Raw genomic sequence first — 588 nt, forward strand, 5'->3', positions numbered from 1 at the left:
GAAGACGCGGTCATGACGCGGGTGTGGAAGTGGAACCGCCCGGTCACCGTCCGAGAAGTGTTGGAAGACCTTCAGCGGGAACGCTCCATCGCCTACACGACCGTCATGACGGTATTGGACAACCTTCACCAGAAGGGTTGGGTGCGGCGGGAAGCAGAAGGTCGCGCCTATCGATATGAGGCCGTCTCCACCCGGGCCGCCTACGCCGCCGCACTCATGAACGAGGCGTGGTCCGCCAGTGACAACCCCGCCGCGGCGCTCGTGGCCTTCTTCGGGATGATGTCCGAAGGCCAGCGGGAAGCCCTGCGCGATGCCATGCGGGTGGTGCAACTCGACCAGCCCGACGGCGCAAGCGGTGAAGCAGGGCGATAGCGTCCGGCCATGTCCCCGCTATCAAAAGCCGTCACCGTCCGCCGCGCCCGCACCTCCGATGTTCGCGCCGTCCGGCGTCTCATCGACGCGTACGTCGGCGCGGGCATCCTGCTCGACAAAGCGACCGTGACGCTTTACGAGGACATCCAGGAGTTCTGGGTAGCGGAGCGGGACGAGGACGGCGAGGTCATTGGCTGCGGCGCGCTCCACGTGATG

Annotated in this window: 1 protein-coding gene and 1 pseudogene; both read left to right on the top strand. The window is 66.2% G+C overall.

Annotated elements, in window-relative coordinates; genetic code table 11:
• Positions 1-372: BlaI/MecI/CopY family transcriptional regulator (locus KUM32_RS38450; RefSeq protein WP_254406712.1), on the top strand; the 372-nt coding region annotated here is incomplete at its 5' end.
• Between the two features lie 9 nt (positions 373-381).
• A pseudogene (locus KUM32_RS38455) lies at positions 382-588 on the top strand (N-acetylglutamate synthase); the annotation flags it as partial.

The organism is Streptomyces sp. AC627_RSS907 (genome assembly GCF_019049165.1).